Annotated in this window: 18 protein-coding genes and 1 other annotated feature; all 18 genes read right to left on the reverse strand. The window is 41.4% G+C overall.

Annotated elements, in window-relative coordinates; translation table 11 throughout:
• Window positions 1-165: 165 nt before the first annotated feature.
• On the reverse strand, window positions 166-1,479 hold the full coding sequence (locus tag BMW59_RS03635; protein ID WP_093047662.1) for a solute carrier family 23 protein: 1,314 nt from the start codon (window positions 1,477-1,479) through the stop codon (window positions 166-168).
• Window positions 1,480-1,637: 158 nt separating this feature from the next.
• On the reverse strand, window positions 1,638-2,183 hold the full coding sequence (gene pyrR / locus BMW59_RS03640) for a bifunctional pyr operon transcriptional regulator/uracil phosphoribosyltransferase PyrR (RefSeq protein WP_093047663.1): 546 nt from the start codon (window positions 2,181-2,183) through the stop codon (window positions 1,638-1,640).
• Between the two features lie 246 nt (window positions 2,184-2,429).
• Window positions 2,430-3,341 (reverse strand): RluA family pseudouridine synthase, encoded by a 912-nt coding sequence (locus BMW59_RS03645; protein WP_093047664.1) that lies wholly within the window; start codon window positions 3,339-3,341, stop codon window positions 2,430-2,432.
• Between the two features lies 1 nt (window position 3,342).
• Window positions 3,343-3,804 (reverse strand): signal peptidase II, encoded by a 462-nt coding sequence (gene lspA, locus BMW59_RS03650; RefSeq protein WP_093047665.1) that lies wholly within the window; start codon window positions 3,802-3,804, stop codon window positions 3,343-3,345.
• Between the two features lie 151 nt (window positions 3,805-3,955).
• Entirely contained in the window at window positions 3,956-4,525 is a 570-nt protein-coding gene (locus BMW59_RS03655; RefSeq protein WP_093047666.1) for a TraR/DksA C4-type zinc finger protein, read from the reverse strand.
• A 277-nt stretch (window positions 4,526-4,802) separates the two neighbouring features.
• Complete coding sequence (gene ileS, locus BMW59_RS03660; RefSeq protein WP_093047667.1) at window positions 4,803-7,562, reverse strand: isoleucine--tRNA ligase; 2,760 nt, start codon at window positions 7,560-7,562, stop codon at window positions 4,803-4,805.
• Window positions 7,563-7,668: 106 nt separating this feature from the next.
• Window positions 7,669-7,911, reverse strand: a binding site (T-box leader).
• Window positions 7,912-8,006: 95 nt separating this feature from the next.
• The gene (locus BMW59_RS03665; RefSeq protein WP_093047668.1) at window positions 8,007-8,513 is read right to left on the reverse strand and encodes a DivIVA domain-containing protein; all 507 of its coding nucleotides are present in this window, start codon (window positions 8,511-8,513) and stop codon (window positions 8,007-8,009) included.
• An 81-nt stretch (window positions 8,514-8,594) separates the two neighbouring features.
• The gene (locus BMW59_RS03670) at window positions 8,595-9,368 is read right to left on the reverse strand and encodes a YlmH family RNA-binding protein (RefSeq protein WP_093047669.1); all 774 of its coding nucleotides are present in this window, start codon (window positions 9,366-9,368) and stop codon (window positions 8,595-8,597) included.
• 15 nt (window positions 9,369-9,383) lie between these two features.
• Window positions 9,384-9,647: a YggT family protein gene (locus BMW59_RS03675; protein ID WP_370640553.1), complete on the reverse strand. Its 264-nt coding sequence runs from the start codon at window positions 9,645-9,647 to the stop codon at window positions 9,384-9,386.
• A 22-nt stretch (window positions 9,648-9,669) separates the two neighbouring features.
• On the reverse strand, window positions 9,670-10,092 hold the full coding sequence (locus tag BMW59_RS03680) for a cell division protein SepF (protein WP_093047670.1): 423 nt from the start codon (window positions 10,090-10,092) through the stop codon (window positions 9,670-9,672).
• Between the two features lie 14 nt (window positions 10,093-10,106).
• The gene (locus BMW59_RS03685) at window positions 10,107-10,790 is read right to left on the reverse strand and encodes a YggS family pyridoxal phosphate-dependent enzyme (protein WP_093047671.1); all 684 of its coding nucleotides are present in this window, start codon (window positions 10,788-10,790) and stop codon (window positions 10,107-10,109) included.
• Between the two features lie 245 nt (window positions 10,791-11,035).
• A complete protein-coding gene (locus tag BMW59_RS03690) occupies window positions 11,036-11,299 on the reverse strand; it encodes a YlmC/YmxH family sporulation protein (RefSeq protein WP_093047672.1) in 264 nt (87 codons plus the stop codon).
• A 206-nt stretch (window positions 11,300-11,505) separates the two neighbouring features.
• Complete coding sequence (sigG, locus tag BMW59_RS03695) at window positions 11,506-12,291, reverse strand: RNA polymerase sporulation sigma factor SigG (protein ID WP_093047673.1); 786 nt, start codon at window positions 12,289-12,291, stop codon at window positions 11,506-11,508.
• A 127-nt stretch (window positions 12,292-12,418) separates the two neighbouring features.
• Window positions 12,419-13,138 carry an RNA polymerase sporulation sigma factor SigE gene (gene sigE / locus BMW59_RS03700; RefSeq protein ID WP_093047674.1) on the reverse strand — a complete coding sequence of 240 codons (720 nt, stop codon included), beginning with the start codon at window positions 13,136-13,138 and terminating at the stop codon, window positions 12,419-12,421.
• Window positions 13,139-13,160: 22 nt separating this feature from the next.
• A complete protein-coding gene (gene spoIIGA / locus BMW59_RS03705) occupies window positions 13,161-14,069 on the reverse strand; it encodes a sigma-E processing peptidase SpoIIGA (RefSeq protein ID WP_093047675.1) in 909 nt (302 codons plus the stop codon).
• 304 nt (window positions 14,070-14,373) lie between these two features.
• Window positions 14,374-15,552: a cell division protein FtsZ gene (ftsZ, locus tag BMW59_RS03710; protein ID WP_093047676.1), complete on the reverse strand. Its 1,179-nt coding sequence runs from the start codon at window positions 15,550-15,552 to the stop codon at window positions 14,374-14,376.
• A gap of 53 nt (window positions 15,553-15,605) precedes the next feature.
• Window positions 15,606-16,907: a cell division protein FtsA gene (ftsA, locus tag BMW59_RS03715; protein WP_093047677.1), complete on the reverse strand. Its 1,302-nt coding sequence runs from the start codon at window positions 16,905-16,907 to the stop codon at window positions 15,606-15,608.
• 145 nt (window positions 16,908-17,052) lie between these two features.
• Window positions 17,053-17,388 (reverse strand): small basic family protein, encoded by a 336-nt coding sequence (locus tag BMW59_RS03720; protein WP_093047678.1) that lies wholly within the window; start codon window positions 17,386-17,388, stop codon window positions 17,053-17,055.
• Window position 17,389 lies beyond the last annotated feature (1 nt).

A 17,389-nucleotide genomic window follows, 5' to 3' on the forward strand; every position in this document is an offset into this window, starting at 1 on the left:
AGCGACTGCATGGAGTGAAAATTTCATCAGAATCTATACTTTCTTATCTTTTTAAAAAAAGCACCCTTGTGTCTACAAGGGTGCTCGTATGGGAAGAAGCTGAATACACTTCTCCCATGGCCGGCCACCCTTAAGAGCCTCACAGGGCTCTTTTAAAGGATGTTATTAAGCTGCACTATCTTTTTTATCACTCATATCTTTAAACATTTCTTCGCTTGTTTTCACCTGGTCACGGCCTGGTAAAATCAAGTTAAGGGCGATTCCGATAATAGTGGCCAAAGCCATTCCCGCGATTTCAATAACGTCTGTTACTTGTATGAATGCTCCGCCAATCCCGACGACAAGAATAACAGAAGAGATAATCAAATTCCGTTTTTTCCCAATGTCTACCTGATTATCGATCAGCATTCTTAAACCGTTTGAAGCGATAATCCCGAAAAGAAGGATGGAGACACCTCCCATTACTGCAGTAGGAATCGTTGTTATAACTGCTGAAACCTTACCAATAAATCCGAACATGACAGCGAGTACAGCCGCTCCTCCTATAACAAAGACACTGAACACGCGCGTCAAGGCCACTACACCAATGTTTTCCCCGTAAGTCGTGTTAGGCGGGCCGCCTATAAAGGAACTGATGAGCGTGGCAACTCCATCCCCCATTACAGAGCGGTGAAGTCCCGGCTTCTCAATGAAATTTCTTTCGGCTACTTTACTTAGAACCATCTGGTCTCCGATATGTTCCGATAATGTCACGAGGGCGATTGGAACCATGATGAAGAAAATCTCCCAGGAAAAAGAAGGACTGTAAGTGACAAATGGCACAATAAAGTCCGGTGCCTGTATCCAGTTCGCTTCTCTCACTGCCGAGAAATCAACGAGCCCCTGGAAAACTGCAAAAGTGTATCCTCCTGCAATTCCTATAAGAATAGGTATAAGTCCGAAAAATCCTCTGAAGAAAATTGAAGCGATAATTGTCAGCACAAGTGTAAACATAGCCACCGACAGATGAACACCGCTGTATGCTTCAGTAGCCGGGTCATTCATGGCCATATCAATAGCTACTCCAGCAAGCCCGAGTCCAATAACCATTATTACGGGTCCGACTACGATTGGAGGAAGGAGCTTCATAAGCCACTGAACGCCGGTTGCACGTATGATCAAAGCAACCACTCCGTACACGAGGCCTGCAAAAAAGCTTCCGATCATTGCCCCTTCAGGACCGCCAATGGTTATTGCAGCTATAATCGGCATTATAAATGCGAAGGATGAACCTAAATAGGCAGGAATTTTTCCTTTCGTCACTACAATATAAGCCAGTGTCCCTAACCCGCTGGATACCAGCGCCACCGCCGGACTTAAACCTGTCAACAGCGGAACGAGAATCGTCGCTCCAAACATGGCAAAGAGGTGCTGCACACTTAAAACCAGCCATTTATCAAGTCTTGGTACCTCATTAATTCCTACTGTCTGCTGTTTCATAATATTATTCCTCCTCAATACTAACTTTTGCACTCTTATAGTGCCTGCATACAAAAAACCTCTTTGACGGCCAAAGAGGTAATTCGTCTCTCGCAAGTGCTTATATACGTCACCTGTTTGAGAAGGAATATACCCCTTGTCAGCCTCTCTGGACTGTTTTAAAGGGAGGTTTTTTGTTTAAGAATAACTTCTTCTGCTTCGTCCACTTCCTGAAGCCGTGCTTCAATCATTTCAGCTTTGGATGTAGGTACGTTTTTTCCAATAAAGTCAGGGCGGATAGGCAATTCCCGATGCCCTCTGTCAATCAATACCGCCAGCTGAATCTGTGAAGGTCTGCCAAGATCAATGACGGCATCAAGCGCTGCTCTAACAGTCCTGCCCGTAAAAAGGACATCATCTACGAGAATAACTTTTTTATCGGTTACGTCCACAGTAATGTCCGTTCCTTTTATTTCAGGCTGTTCATCTGTCCTTTTGTGAGTCAAATCGTCCCTGTACAAGGTAATGTCCACTTCACCGGTGGCTACCTTTTCACCTTCAATCGCTTCAATCTTTTCTGCAAGCCGCCGTGCGATAAAAACACCTCTTGTTTTTATTCCTACGAGAATACAGTCGGAGATTCCTTTGTTTCTTTCAATGATTTCATGGGCTATGCGGGTTAATGCCCGTCTTATCGCCTGCTCATCAAGGATTATTTTTGACAAACGTTCCACCTCTTTTCTTTCAGTAAGAAAATATTCTATACTTATATATTGACTTTAAATAATAAAAAACCTTCTCACCGGTCAGCGAGAAGGTTGCAGTCTGTGAACATGCCTCCGTCTGGAAATTTATGCAAAAATCCATAATTGGAGTATTTCCGACCCTTCTCAGCCTCACGGGACTGTTTTAAAAGGAACTTTATTTTATTCTTTACACATTATTTCACGTAAGAAATTCGTTGTCAATGGTTATTTATTTTTTGCTTCTGTAAGACATGCCTTCATATCTTCAGGAAGAGGGGCTCTGAAGACCATTTCTTCCCCGGTACGAGGGTGGACAAACCCCAGTAGTTCAGCATGCAGAGCCTGGCCTTCAATAGGAAACTCGTGTTTTTTTCTTGGGCCGTATTTTGGATCCCCAATAATGGGAAACCCGATATACTTCATATGGGCACGGATCTGATGGGTTCTGCCCGTTTCAAGCTCGCAGGCTACATGGGTATACCGCTCAAACCTTTCAATCACATGAAAATGGGTCACTGCTTCCCTAGAATAGTGTTCAGTCACGGTCATTTTCTGACGGTCATCAGGATCCCTGCCGATAGGTGCATCAATTGTTCCTTTATCATGGGGGACAACTCCGGAAACAAGCGCCTCATACCGCCTCTTTGTGGATTTATTTTTTAACTGATCAACGAGTGATTCGTGAGCCAAATCATTCTTTGCCACCATTAGGAGACCTGACGTATCTTTATCAATCCTATGCACTATTCCTGGACGTATAACGCCATTTATACCGGATAAATCCTCGCAATGGTACATAAGGCCATTAACAAGCGTACCTGAAGGGTGTCCTGGGGCAGGATGGACAACCATTCCCCTCGGTTTGTTAACCACAAGCACGTCTTTATCTTCATAAATAATATCCAGGTTAAGGTTTTCCGCTTTTACTTCAAGCTCCTGAACTTCCGGTTCTTCTATAACCACTTCATCATTCAGGCGTATTTTATAATTGCTTTTCGTTTCTTCTCCATTCACTTTAACGTGCCCTTCTTCAATCCATTGCTGAACCAGGCTTCTGGACCAGTCAGCTGACTGCTGAGAAAGCCATTTATCCAGACGGACACCTTTTTCTTCTGCTATTAAAATATGTGTTTTCATGTTATGACTTCCCTTGCTTTTTTTCTTCTTTAAACACGTGAATCATCAACATTATAACTCCGGCTACTAATGCGGAGTCTGCAATATTAAAAATTGGATAATTATAATTGAAAATGTAGACATCAATAAAATCTACAACTGCTCCCCATAACATCCGGTCGATAAAGTTACCGATTGCTCCCCCTAAAACAAGGCCCAGAGAGACACCGAACCAGGGATGACCTTTTGTTGCTTTCTGAATATAATAAGCAACCACACCTACAACAACCACGGTTGCTATAAAAAACAGCCACAGTTGCCCTTGTAAAATACCGAAAGCAGCTCCTGCGTTACGGTGAGAAGTTAAATGCAGCACATTCTCAATAATTGGTATGCTTTCTCTGATTTCCATATTTTGAACGACCAGCTGTTTAGTCACCTGATCCAGAATAATTATAACTATTGCTATAATATAATACGGCAACGTATGCTTCCTCCATTCCGTCTGATTATGTACCCTTTTGCATTTTAGCACAGCCGTCCCCTTCAGACAATTGAAAAAGAAATCAACATACTTTTTTTTAAACTAAAAAACGGGGGATTAATTTGTTCCCCCCCCCCATTTCTTGAATAACTTATTCCTGCTCCTCAGTGTACCTTTTATATTGCTTATTTCTGTGAAAAGTCACTTTATCACTGCCTTCGTACCCATTCAGCCCAGTTGACAGAAAGCTTTCAAATTCTTCTGTATAACCTGTCGTATCATCATCCGGAGATGTATCTTCATCCATATAATTATTATAGTCGCCTTCAGGCAGTTCAAATAATACTTCTTCTTCCACCGGCCGGTCTGTGGCCCTCTCGTCTTTCTCCCTGGCTTTCACTGTCGTAGTGGCAGTAGGCTGGACCCTTAAGCGTTCGAGGGGGATTTTTTCCCCTGTTTTTTTACATATCCCATATGTGCCGTTTTCAATTCTTTTTAAAGCCTCATCGATTTCATGTAAATGCTTTTCCCACTGCTGCCGGACAGCCATATCCCTTCCCCTGAAATATAATTCCGTCCCTTCGTCCGCAGGATGATTGTCATAATGAGACAGCTCCCCCGGATCATTCATCTTGTCGTCTGTATAAGTCGCTTCCTGTTCTATTCTTTTTATAATAGCTTTTCTATCATCAGTTAATTGCTGTTTAAATTCTTCATACATTTTTTGTTCAGATCCTTTCGTAAAAAGTTATTTCTTATCGTTTGTTTCATTGCCCTTTTACATACGCCCCGCTCTTAATAATTAATAAAGCCCCTATTGCAATTTAAGGGAGTAAAAATATTTCCACGTGAACTTGGCTCTTTTGACCGTCTTAATCTGGTGGTTAATGTTGAGGTATCACATTTTCCTTTTAACTGTTCAGCTGCGATTTCTGATACAAAAAAACCTGCTGTGCTCATTCAGCACAACAGGTTTTTTACAAATCAAATTCTTTATATTATTCGTAATGGTTCACTACGGTATCGGTGCAATCAGGACATAATCCCGGATGAGACGGATTAGTACCTAAATTTGAGGAGACGACCCAGCACCGTTCACACGTTTCTCCTTCTGCCCGGTCCACAGAAACTGTCAATTCTTCATATGCTCTTGCAGATTCAGGAGCATCTGTTTTACTTGCTACTGAAGCTCCTGAAGTAATGAACAGTTTATGCAGGTCATCGATGGACTTAAGAAGTTCTCTGTCTTTATCCCCCGCATATACAGTCACGTGAGAATGAAGGCTCTTCTTTATCCCTTTCTCATTTCGGGCTTCTTCCAGAGCTTTAAGGACGTCGTCGCGTAATATCATAAAACGGTCCCACTTGGAGCAGAGGTCGTCTACGTTTTTATACGACTGGACTTCAGGCATGTCTGTCAGCTGGACACTTTCTTCCTGTACTGCAGGTACATGTTTCCATACTTCATCGGCTGTATGGGAGAGAATCGGTGAAACAAGCTTAACAAGAGCTGTCAGCGTCTCATACATAACCGTCTGTATCCGTCTGCGGCCAATGTGGTCAGCGTGTTTGATATATAACGTATCTTTAGCTATATCCATATAGAAAGAGCTTAGCTCTACGGTACAGAAATTATGGACTTTATTATATACAGCCGCAAATTGATACTCTTCATACCCTTTTTTAACTTCTTTAACCAGATCATTTAATTTAACAAGCATATACTGGTCTACTTCTGACAGGTTGTCATAAGCGACAGAGTGTTCTGCAGGGTCAAAGTCATGCAAATTCCCAAGAAGGAAACGGAACGTATTACGGATCTTTCTGTAAACCTCAGCAACTTGTTTCAGTATATTATCTGAAACCCGGACATCTGCCTGATAATCAACTGAGGCAACCCATAAACGAAGGATGTCAGCTCCAAGCTGTTTCATGACTTTATTAGGAATAATGACATTCCCGAGTGATTTACTCATTTTCTTACCTTCTCCATCAAGGGTAAATCCATGGCTGATGACAGCCTTGTAAGGTGATTTCCCAGTCACAGCTACAGCTGTTGATAAAGAGGAATTAAACCACCCGCGATATTGGTCAGATCCTTCAAGGTATACATCAGCCGGCCGGTCAAGTTCCTCTCTTTCCTCCAACACTGCCTGATGGGAGGAGCCTGAGTCAAACCACACATCCATAATATCCATTTCTTTTGTAAATGTTCCGCCAGGGCTGTGTTCTGATGTAAAGCCTTCCGGAAGCAGATCTTTTGTTTCCCACTCAAACCAGATGTTAGACCCGTGCTCACGGAATAATTGGGAAACGTGGTCTATCGTTTCATCAGTGATAATCGGCTGGTTATTCTCTCCATAAAAAATCGGAATTGGCACGCCCCAGGCTCGCTGGCGGGAAATACACCAGTCACCGCGGTCACGGACCATATTATAAAGCCTTGTTTCTCCCCACTTCGGCAGCCATGTCACCCCTTCAATTTCACGAAGAAGGTCTTCGCGGAAATCTTTGATCGAAGCAAACCATTGAGAAGTAGCACGGAAAATGACAGGTTTTTTAGTTCGCCAGTCATGAGGATAAGAGTGTGTCATGAAGCTCAGTTTTAACAATGCACCTTTCTCCTCTAGAGTTTCAGTGATCGGTTTATTTGCCGCATCATAAAATAATCCTTCAAACATTGGAGCCTCTTCAGTAAATACCCCTTTATCATTGACAGGGCACAGGACGTCAAGCCCATACTGCTGACCAACTATATAGTCGTCTTCCCCGTGGCCGGGAGCAGTATGTACACATCCTGTACCGGCATCAAGAGTGACATGGTCTCCAAGAACGACTAAAGACTCTCTTTCATAAAAAGGATGCTTAGCTTTCGTTTTTTCCAGATCGGCACCTTTGTATACCGCTGTGACTTCATAGCTTTCCCACTCAAATTCCGAAGCCAGCTGTTCGGCTAACTCTTTAGCCACCACATATTTAACGTTATCAGCTTTAACGACAGCATATTCCAATTCCGGATGTAGAGCAATCCCAAGATTGGCAGGAATCGTCCATGGGGTCGTCGTCCAGATAATATATTTCTCGTCTCCCTCAAGCACACCGTTACCTTCTGTTACATCAAAAGCCACATAAATAGACGGCGAGCGCTTGTCGTGGTACTCAATTTCCGCTTCTGCTAAAGCAGACTCTGAGGACGGAGACCAGTAAACCGGTTTTTTCCCTTTATAGATATAACCTTTTTTAGCCATTTCACCAAACACTTTGATTTGCTGGGCTTCATATCCATGAGTTAAGGTCACATAAGGGTTCTCCCAGTCTCCGCGTATACCCAGGCGCTTAAACTGTTCCCGCTGCCGGTCAATCTGTTCCAGAGCATATTCCTCGCATTTTTGGCGGAATTCTGCGACTGTTAATTTCTTCCTGTCCACTTTTCCTTTCTTAGTAAGCGCCGTTTCAATTGGCAGACCATGAGTGTCCCACCCCGGGACATACGGGGCATTAAATCCGGACATGGATTTATAACGGACAATAAAGTCTTTTAATATTTTATTTAAGGCGTGTCCCATATGTATGTCACCGTTAGCATACGGGGGCCCGTCATGAAGAACGAATAGCGGGCGGTCCTTTGTCCGTTCCTGTACTTTTTCATACAGGTTTTGTTCATCCCAATCGGCTTGCATATCAGGTTCACGGTTCGGCAGGTTTCCTCTCATCGGAAACGCCGTTTTTGGCATTAATAACGTATCTTTGTAATCCATTTTATATCCTCCCAGCAATTAAACTTTTTAACTGACTTTTTTCACCGTACTGTTAAGAGCGTGAGCGTGTTCCATCTTCATAAAAAACAAAAATACTCCCCGTCCACTCAGGGACGAGAAGTATAAACCCGCGGTACCACCCTTATAAGCCTGCAGATATTTACATAATCAGCGGCTCACTCAGCATGATCTATCGGTCATGACCCGGCATAGCTTAATAGAAAAAGAGCATTTTTCGTTCAGTATGCAGCTCCAGGGAGATATTCAAAACAATCAGGCACCGGACTTCCACCCTCACCGGCTCGCTTTGGCCCTAACTTGCTTTTACTGGCCCCTTCAACGCTTTTACTTCATATTGTCGACCATTACAGCAGACTTTAAACAGTCTCGCTGAAAATCTTCTTAAAGTATAAGATAAGTCCTCTAAAACCGTCAAGGCTTCATTTAAATGTTTTCGTATGTCTCTTCTTCTTCTTCCTCTTCAATGACAGGCTGGGAAATCATGTCCCAGTCATCGTTGTTCAGCATTTCAAGCTGGGCTTCAAGCAGCATTTTAAACCTGGTGCGGTAAACAGAAGCCTGCTTTTTCAATTCTTCAATTTCAAGTGAGATTTTACGGGATTTAGACAACGCTTCGTTAATAATTCTGTCCGCATTTTTCTCTGATTCTTTAATAATCAGCTTCGCTTCCTTATCTGCACTCCGTTTAACATCTTCTGCTGTCTCCTGAGCTACAAGAATGGATTTATTTAATGTCGTCTCAATGGAAGAAAAGTGATCAAGCCTTTCCTCAAGCTCCTGAACCCTGTCATAAAGCTCATTTTTTTCTCTGATCGCCAACTCATAATCTTTAATGACCTGATCTAAAAATTCATTTACTTCGTCTTCGTCATAGCCTCGGAAACCTCTTGTAAATTCCTTGTTATGGATATCTAATGGAGTTAATGGCATACAGAAGAACACCTCCGGATATTTGTTGGTATGTAAATCCATTCGACACAGAAAGGAAATATCCTTTCTATGGTATTTTACTTACGAGGGGAAGCCTATTATAAGCCGGTGTTTCCCTTTCTTAGTCTGTCCGTCCATCTCCAGTATTTCACATCTTCCTGCACCTCTGACGGACAGTACATCTCCTTTTGCCAGCGGATAAGAAGGATCATCAACTACTTTCCAGTCCACTTTCACTTTTTCACCAGTAACCAAAGGTTTAACTTTAGCTCTGGATAAATTAAATGCCTCTGCTATTACAGTATCCAGTCTCATGGAAGAAACAGTAATAAATTTTTCTTCTAACGATTTAACCTGCACCAGTAAATCTTCTTCTTCAAGCGGCTTTAATTTAATTTTAGCCTTACCGGCAGATTGAAAATTTACTTTAATATAATCGGCTACTTCTTCAGCTACTATTAATTGAAACCGGCTGTTATCAGTAATAATATCCCCAAATTTTTCCCTCTTCAGGCCTAAGCTCATAAGCGCTCCCAATACATGGCGATGCTCAAGGGTAACAAATTTCCCGGGGTACTCTATTTCAAATAAAGAAATCTGGAAATCTTCTTTTTCCGGGACCAGGTAATCCGGATAAAAAAGCGCCCGTTTTCTTTCAGTGGCGTCATGCCCGCCCTGGAAATCAACTTTAACCTCTTCACTATTCCCAACAATCTGTTTAATAATCTGTTGCTGACGAGGGTCAAGAAAGTCTGTTAATTTAGCACGGTATTCCACTTCGGCTGTTTGTTTCCAATCAATTACCTGGTCAACAAAAGAATGCTCGTCTTTACGAAAGTGTTCGTACAGGGACATATTCAACACAACCCTTTATAAAATCAGAGAAAATAAATACCTTACTCCGTCCATAGCAAACCGGAGCGCGAAAAGAGCAACAATTGGAGATATGTCGATCATGCCCAAAGGCGGAATAATCTGTCTGAAAGGTGCAAAAAACGGTTCTACAATTTTACCTATAGTCTGACCGAAATTTGACTCTCTCGCATTTGGAAGCCAGGACATAAAAATATAAATGATACATATAAACCAATAGATCTGCATAGCCTGCAATATAATTCCAGCTACAAATTCCACTAACTTTCACCTTCCTCAATATCTATGATTGCTCAAACATTTCTGAGATGGAGCCGGTCACGTTGACATTATCCGGCGTACAGAGAAAAATATTTGAACCAAGTTTCTGGATGTCCCCTCCAATAGCGTAAACTGTACCGCTGAGAAAATCCACTATTCTTTTTGCCTGATCTCTGGAAATCCTTTGGAGATTAATAACGACAGCTTTCCTATTCTTCAGATGGTCGGCAATTTCCTGAACTTCGTCATAACTGTGCGGTTCCAGAAGCAGCACTTTTGCCTGGTTCTGAATACTGCTTAAACTGACAATATTTTTTTTATCGGTTTTTTTACCACGTTCAATGGGATGATGAGTTTCTTCAATGTCATCTTCAATTTCAATTTCTTCTTCATCATATTCATCGTCTAACGCGAAAAAACGCTTGAATTTCCGTTTAATTGTCATTGTTTCACCCCGCTTTATTTTTCTTTTCCAACAAGTGAAGAGCCAATCCGGACAAAAGTGGCCCCTTCTTCCACAGCAATTTCAAAATCATTTGACATCCCCATTGACAACTCATGGCACGGAGCGTGGGAGAGCTTTTTCTCTTCAATGCCTTCTTTCAGTTCACGCAGTTTTCTGAATGCAGACCGGAGTAACGTGTGATCGTCTGTATACGGTGCCATGGTCATTAATCCAGCCACTTCAATGGAAGGATAATTTTTTAATTCTTCAATAAATGAGAGAACCTCCTCAGGCGAAAGACCCGACTTTGACTCTTCCCCTGTTACATTAACTTGCACAAAACATTTCTTGTATTCGCCTGGATTGGTGCGCTTGTCTATTTCTTTCGCTAAAGAGAGACGGTCAAGCGAATGGATATAGTCGAAGGCATGAATCATTTTCTTCACTTTTTTCGTCTGAAGGTTTCCAATAAAATGCCACGTGACGCCACTTCCTATTTCTTCCCATTTACTTAAAGCTTCGTCAAGCCTGTTTTCTCCAATGTGTTCGATACCTGCTTCAACAGCCTCTTTTGCTGTATCGACCGATACATATTTTGTTACAGCAATAATATGTACATTATCTGAATCTCTATTTGAACGTTCACAAGCTTTTTTGACAGAAGCTTGTACATTTTTATAATTATCTTTAACTGACAATCGACAAACTCCTCTCATTAAAAATTAGTCAGAGCAGGATAGGGAAAACAGAGAAAAATAAGGGTTCGAAGGGAGTTTTCCATCTCTCTTGTAAAAAACCCTTATTTCCCAATCTGCAATGTAATTGAAAATAAACTCTCTTAAAGTATAAAGAATCTTTACTAATCAAGCAATGGTTTCCATTAATGATATATCGAATATGTCAGGGAAATTGATGATTTTATCGAATTTTATGGGTGTCTCAGTTAATCCTCAACATAATCTGCGGGGGCTCCCCCTTTGTCCAGCCTGACAAGAATAACATCAGAACCTATTTTAACAATGTTTTTCCATGGAACTACCGTTTCTTCATCTTTTTGGAATAAATTTTTCATTCGTCCGCCGCCTATAACGATAGAATTCACTCTGCCTCTTTCGAGATCAATATCGATGTCAGTCAGGTGGCCTAATAACTTTCCATCTGAGAGGTTGACAATATCTTTTGACTGAAGCTCTGACATATTAAGCATGGTTATACCGCCCCTTTTCTGTCTCTTCCTAATAAAATATTATGCTTTCCTTCTTCGGGATATATCAAAAAAATAAGGCTGGCATAAATCCATGTTAAAAAGAATCGCCCTCACTGTGAGTGAGAGCGACTCCTGAAAAAAAGGTTTCTTAAGTGATGACGGTAAGAAACCTTTTTCACATTATACGGGACTGCTTTATTCTTAAATTATTCTCTGGCGTGCTTATTCATCTGATTTATGGCTGCTTTCTCAAGCCGGGAAACCTGCGCCTGGGAAATACCTATTTCATCAGCTACTTCCATTTGAGTTTTCCCTTGGTAAAATCTCATATCCAAAATCGTTTTCTCACGTTCATTTAAACGGATCATTGCTTCTTTTATAGCAATGTCCTCAATCCAGTTAACATCTTTTTGTTTATCATCACTGATTTGATCCATAACGTAAATTGGATCACCCCCATCGTTGTAAATGGGTTCAAATAAGGAAACAGGATCTTGTATAGCATCGAGTGCAAAAACCACTTCTTCTTTTGGTACACCCAATACTTTAGCTATTTCCTGAACGGTGGGTTCCCTTTCCCTTTTCTTTTCACTCATCATATTATCTCTGACCTGAAGTGCTTTGTAGGCAATATCCCGAAGCGACCTGGAAACTCTTATTGGATTATTATCCCTAAGGTACCGGCGGATTTCCCCGATAATCATAGGGACAGCGTAAGTTGAAAACTTAACATTCTGCTCCAGATCAAAATTGTCAATAGACTTCATTAAGCCTATACAGCCTACTTGAAAAAGGTCGTCCACAAATTCCCCCCGATTATTAAACCTTTGAATCACACTCAGGACGAGCCGCAAGTTCCCATTGACCAGTTTCTCCCTTGCTTCAGAATCTCCTTCTTGCATTTGCTTAAACAGAATACGCATTTCCTTGTTTTTTAAGACCGGTAATTTAGACGTATCTACACCACAAATTTCTACTTTATTTCGAGACAATGGTTTCCCTCCCATCAGGAGATAAGTTACAAAAACAGTATCTCCGCGGGAGGGAAAATTATGCAGGCGATCATTTCTGAAAAAAATGTATAAAGTGCTCAAACCTTTGCAGGAGTAAAGAGAATAGCTACACCATTTTATTAAATTCTTTTTGAAGACGCTTTATAATCCTCTTTTCAAGTCTGGAGATATATGACTGGGAAATGCCAAGCATATCCGCTACATCTTTTTGAGTTTTCTCCTCTTCGCCTGCAAGTCCGAAGCGCAGTTCCATAATTTGTTTTTCCCTGTCATTCAGGCTCCGTAAAGCTTTCAATAGCAGCTTTCTGTCCACCTTCTCTTCAATTCCTTTTGTAATAATATCTTCTTCAGTTCCTAATACATCTGACAGCAGCAGCTCATTGCCATCCCAGTCAATATTCAGCGGCTCATCAAATGACACTTCCGACCTTAATTTATTATTTCTTCTCAAATACATCAGAATTTCATTTTCAATGCATCGTGATGCGTATGTGGCCAGCTTGATTTTCTTCTCCGGATTAAAAGTGTTGACCGCTTTAATCAGCCCGATGGTTCCTATACTAATCAGATCTTCTATATTGATCCCTGTATTTTCAAACTTGCGGGCAATATAAACGACCAGCCTTAAATTTCTTTCGATTAAAATTGATCGGACAGACTCATCCCCGTCAGGCAGTTTTTTCAGAAGGTAAGCTTCTTCTTCTTTAGATAAAGGCGGAGGGAGCGCTTCACTTCCTCCTATGTAAAATACCTCATTGGATTTTAACTTTAATTTATTCAGGAGCCGGTACCACCAGAGCTTTAAACGAATCGTATACTTTTTCAACAGTATCTCCTCCTCTTAGTTGTTATGCCTGTTTTCTTTTTTGCATCATTCCGGGGTGAAGCAGGCAGTCGTACTCCCCTTTCTCCCCTAGTGAAAAATGACTTAAGCCGAGCAGCGTTCCCGGGCATTCATAAGACAAACCATTCTCAAAAACTACTACTTTTTCCGGTTTGATTGTCCATAGGAATTTTTGTTCTGTCCCAACCGTCCGGTATGGAACTATAGAGACCTTCCCAATATAGCAGGAGGGAATATCACCCATACTTTCCGGTGAGCTTTTTGATAATGTAAAGATTTCCTGTGGAAACTGCTTTTCTGCCTTGTTCATATCAATGACCATGACCGGCTTTTTCGTAATCGGGTCAGTCAGCTGGTTCCCGCTGTCTACAAAACCTTTCAACTTAATCTCACGGCCGCCTAATACGATTTCTACGTCCATCGTTTCATCGAATCGGATTTTAGAAGCTTCAACCGCTGCAAACCGCTCTTTAGAATAAAAAAATATTAACGGAAATCCAACAATGACAAACAGCCAGCTTATGGGACTGCCGAAGCTGTTTCCTCTTGTAGCAAAAGTACCTTGAATAAAAGAAGAATCGACTTGCAGAAAAAAATGAAGTCCTATTAATCCTCCGCCGGCTGCAAAATTAACAAAGTAAAACATAAGCAAGGCTTGGACAAAAGAACGTAATTGATGGGATGGGAAGGTAATAAGAATAATAATTACTGAGTAGAGAGCCTTCAAAAAAGGATTCATCATAAAGTGAAGAACCGGTATAAACATCACCCATACATACATAGACGCAAAAAAAGCTCCTGCAAAAAGTCTTTTTTTAAGAACTTTTCTTTTTAGTACAATCGAAGTCAGCAAAAGTAAGAGTAAATCTATGAAAAAATTTAGCAGCCAAATTACATCTAAATAAAGAGTCATTTATGCCACCGTCCAACTTCGAATTTAAGGATTAGTATATCTTACAGCCCCCACTAAGTCTGTCATTTTTTGCCACGAAAAAGAAACTTATTTTAATAGATTTTCAGGGATTGTGTCAGCACAATAAACTGTATAAATAAAGACATAGAGATGGAAAGTGGGACAGTGGTTTCCGGGGTCATCAGTATTACCTGTAATTTTTTCTACAGGCTTAAAGGACACCGTTTCAGAAAAAATGGCATAAAAAAAGAGCCGGGATCTATTAAATCCTGGCTCTTTTTTAATTAACTGTTCAGTTTGAAATTTACCGTTTGCGGCGATTTCTAAGAAATGTAGGGATATCGAGAGTATCCATTTCATCATCGGCAGGCTGATTATTTGGAGCAGGCTTAGGAGTCTCCTGTGAAGAGGCTGCTTCCTCTCTGGAATGAGACTGCTGAGTCTGACTTTGCTGAGGCTGCTGACGCTGCTGAGTCTGCTGACGCTGCTGGCTGATTGATGGCCTCTGAGGTGATGTTTTTTCAGCTTTTTGCTCATCAAACCCTGTAGCAATGACTGTCACTACAATTTCATCTTTTAAGTTTTCATTGATGACAGACCCAAAAATCATATTTACTTCGCTGTCAGAGGCTGTAGAAACAATTTCGGCAGCTTCATGAACCTCAAACAAGCTTAAGTTAGTACCACCGGTAATGTTCATTAAAATACCTTGCGCACCGTCTACACTCGTTTCAAGTAAAGGTGAGGAGATAGCCTTTTTAGCGGCTTCAGCCGCTCTGCTTTCACCAGTAGCTACACCTATACCCATCAGGGCAGATCCTTTTTCACTCATAATTGCTTTAACATCAGCAAAATCCAGGTTAATTAAACCAGGAGTAGCGATTAAATCAGAAATCCCCTGAACACCTTGACGCAGGACATTATCGGCTTCCCTGAATGCTTCAAGCATAGGTGTGTTTTTGTCTACAATTTCCAGTAGGCGGTCATTAGGTATCACAATTAATGTATCAACTTTATCTTTTAAAGCTGCAATTCCATTAGATGCCTGAACCATCCGCTTTCTTCCTTCAAATGTAAAGGGGCGGGTGACAACACCAACAGTTAATGCTCCAGCTTCTTTTGCAATTTCCGCAATGACCGGAGCAGCACCTGTTCCTGTTCCCCCTCCCATACCAGCTGTAATGAATACCATATCTGCACCTGTTAAATGCTCCTCAAGCTGTTCCCGGCTTTCTTCCGCAGCTTTTTTTCCAATTTCCGGGTTAGCTCCTGCTCCAAGTCCTCTGGTTAATTTACCGCCTAATTGCAGTTTTTCTTCTGCTTTTGATAAATGAAGAGCTTGAGCATCAGTGTTTACTGCGATAAAATCAACACCTTGAAGACCATTTTCAATCATTCGGTTTACAGCGTTGCTTCCGCCTCCGCCGACACCTATAACTTTTATTGTTGCTAATTGTTCCATATCCATTTCAAATTCCAACATTTTCGATCCCCCAATCCGAGTTCGTTCCAATTACAGTTCAGAGCCGTTCTGCTCTACTCAAAAAACATTTTAAACATATTCGACACTTTCTTCTTCACACCTGGATTTTCTTTAGTTTCTTTTACTTTTGTCTTAGTCTGCTTCGGTTTCTCTTTTCTTTCTTTCTTAATTTCTGTACTGCCTTCATCTAAAGGTTCTAATCCGGACATTATCTCCTTACCTTGTATACGAACATTTCGATGCGCGAAAGTAATTAGGCCAACGCCATTGGTATATTGCGGTTCCCGTACACCAATATAATCCGGGATAGCTACTCTTACATTCTTCTGCAGCACCTCTCGGGCAAGTTCGAGTACACCAGGCATCTTAGCTATGCCGCCCGTAAGAACGTAACCACCGGATAAATCCTGATAGCCCAGCCGGTATATCTCTTTAAGGACGAGATGAAACATCTCTTCCAAACGAGGCTCGATAATATTCGCAAGCTGCCACTGGGAAAATTCCTGCGTCTGATCACTGCCAATCTCCGAAACTTCGAAAGTTTCTTCATCGGAGGCAAGATCTATGAAAGCATGTCCATGTGTCACTTTCACTTTTTCTGCTTCCTCTGTAGAAGTCCGGAAACCAACTGAAATATCGTTGGACATGTGGTCTCCTCCAATTGGAATCTGGCTGGTTCCCTGCAAGACCCCATTTTGAAACACAGAAACAGTTGTAGAGCCGCCCCCCATATCAATCAGAGCCACTCCTAAGCTTCTTTCATCTTTTGATAAAGCTATAGAACCGGCTGCTAAAGGCTGAAGCACAATATCTGCTACTTGGAGGCCTGCTTTTTCAACACAGCGGAGTAAATTATGTAACATCGTTTTGGAGCCTGTAATAATTGTTCCTTCCATTTCAAGACGGACACCGATCATCCCGCGGGGGTCATTTATTTCATCGAGCCCATCAACAATAAACTGTCGGGGAATGACATCAATAATTTCCCTTTCCGGAGGAATAGATATGACTTGTGCAGCATCTATTACTCTTGTAATATCTTCGTCTCCGATCTCACGGTCATCACTGGAAACAGCCACTACTCCATGACAAGGCTGGAGCTGAATATGGTTTCCGGTCACCCCGACAATTACATGGTTAATACTGAGTCCAATCATTCTTTCAGCTTTTTCGACAGCTTTTTTAATAGACTGGACAGTTTCATCAATATCAACAATCGATCCTTTTTTTATACCTTCAGAGCTGGACTCGCCAACTCCTATTATATTTAAAGATCCGTTGGTCATCTCTCCGATAATCACTCTTACGGATGATGTTCCGATATCTAATGTAACATATGTATCATGATTATTCATTGGATGGCACCTCCCTTAAACGTTTGACTCATGCTGACTTCTTCCTTCACTAGATAAGAAAGTTATTCAACACTTGTCTCCCATTCCCTTTTTTTTTCTCCGTAAATATAGAAATTGTTGTATTCCTAATTGTATAACGTGATTACTATTTCCACTTGCTAAGCAGCAGCCGCCTGATCACAGCTATATTTTTAAACAGCCTGACACCAAATGCAAAAATGGCTGCTAAATACAAGTCTACACCAAGATGAACACCGAGAAAAGCTAAACCCGCCGCTAAAAAGATATTTGTAAAAAAACCTGTTATAAACACCTTTTCATCAAACTGATTTTCCAGATATGCCCGGCTGCCTCCCGCTAAAGTATCCAGTGCTGCAAGAACAGCAATAGATAAGTACGGCGCGTAGTGTTCTGAGACTCTAATATCTGTCAGAAAGCCTAATATAAGGCCTATTAAAAGGCCTAAGAACGGCAGCCACATA

It is taken from the genome of Salipaludibacillus aurantiacus, from assembly GCF_900111295.1.
Lineage (GTDB): Bacteria > Bacillota > Bacilli > Bacillales > Salisediminibacteriaceae > Salipaludibacillus > Salipaludibacillus aurantiacus.